The following is a 1,534-nucleotide window of genomic DNA, read 5'->3' as shown; positions in this document are numbered from 1 at the left end:
CGTAGGCTGGCCGCTTCTGGCTTTCCTCAAGAGCGGGGCGGAACCCGATGTTGCTGTTCACGTTCGTGCGCGGGTTGTTGCAGTTGAGCGCGAACACGCCTGTCGTCGCGGCGTTGTTCCAAACGCCGCCACGGATCGGGAGCGCCTCGACAGTGTCGTTCAGCCAGAATCCGTCACCGCCCAAGCCCGTGCTGGCGATGGGGTACAGGCCCAGCTGTTTGGCCAGCGCCAGCGCTGTCGCGCCAACAGGCACGGCGCCCGGGTTGGTCATGCCCTCAAAGCTTGCACCCGAGGCGCGCACCAGGCCGTAGTTGGTCGTGCCGGCCAGCTTGAACTTCACGGCATTGGCAGCGCCTGCTGCGGCGTAGGCGCCCGATGCGCCATCAATGGCCTTCCACGCGGCCGATGCGGCGCTGTGATCGGCGTTGTCGAGCGCGGCATCGTTGTACGGGATGACGTTGATCTCGCCGTTGTTGACGCGCAGACCTGCCTGCCATTCCCACACGTTGCCGTTCAGATCGCAGATACCGGCTGCGCTATTGTCATGCGACCACGACACCGGCCCCGAGCCAGTCAGGGTTGCGCCGTCACCGGTGGCGTCGCCTGGGTTGCCACCACTGACGCGGCGCCCAGTTTCATACGTCTGCGCGCTGTCGCGGCCGTAGTTGTTATTGCCGCGCGGCTGAAAGCCGTTTTTGTAACACCACAGGGCGACGGCTGCCCACTCTGCATTCGTCATCAAGTGCCAGCCGGCGCCCTTGGCACGGCACAGAGCGTGGGCGCCGTCGTAGTTGATGCTACGCGCAGGATTCATGCCCGGCAGTGACAGAGCCACACCGTCGTGAGTTGTCGCCAGAAACTTGCCGACGAAGATCTCGCTCTTTTCAACGCCACCCACCACAAAGGCCGGGTGAACGCCGGTGCCCAGGCTGGCGTCGATGTCCTGCACGTTGAACTTAGGAATCACCGCCATGATGGACGGGTAGCCCTTGCTGTCGTACAGCACGGTATTCTTGCCGCCGGTGGCGGCTTCGACGGACTGGCGCAGGCTGTCGGTTACAGAAATAACAATGCTCATATCAGGCCTCGCGTTGATTGGTGTTGATGTTCATGCCCCACAGCTGCAGGGTGATGGCGTTTCCATCCAGCGGCAGCGCCACCGGTGTGGGCGTCTGTTCGGTCTCGCCCCCGCCGTCGGCGGGCTTGGTCACGGCGATGCCTGCCCTGTAGCGGCGTGGCGGTATCGTGATCAGTGCGGCGTAGGTATCGCCATCGGTGCGCGACAGGCTGGTGCCATCTGTGCGGATCTCGATCTGGCGCGTCGTGTCCGCCTGCTCTGCAGCCAGATCAGTCGTCAGCTCGGCATCATTCAGCGCCAAGGTCAGGAGGCTTCCTGTCAACGCGTAGCCCAGCGTCTCGCCTGGCGTCACAATCTGGATTTCCATGTGTCGGCCTTTACTGATAGTTCGGGTTGGAAACGGTGTAGCGCAACACCACGTTGTCGGCGCTGCCCTCCATCTGCACGGCAAAGCCA

At 63.4% G+C, this 1,534-nt stretch carries 2 protein-coding genes; both read right to left on the bottom strand.

Annotated features, from left to right (window positions below; translation table 11 throughout):
- Positions 1-1,078, bottom strand: a 1,078-nt coding sequence (locus tag EGI20_RS18500) for a formylglycine-generating enzyme family protein (protein WP_498633160.1), incomplete at its 3' end; no start/stop codon positions are given.
- 1 nt (position 1,079) lies between these two features.
- Positions 1,080-1,445, bottom strand: a complete 366-nt coding sequence (locus EGI20_RS18495) for a hypothetical protein (RefSeq protein WP_498631763.1) — start codon at positions 1,443-1,445, stop codon at positions 1,080-1,082.
- Positions 1,446-1,534 lie beyond the last annotated feature (89 nt).

This window comes from Aquitalea sp. S1-19, from assembly GCF_024343515.1.
The sequence above is the reverse complement of the archived record's forward strand: the minus strand, read 5'-3'. Positions and strand labels throughout refer to the sequence as shown.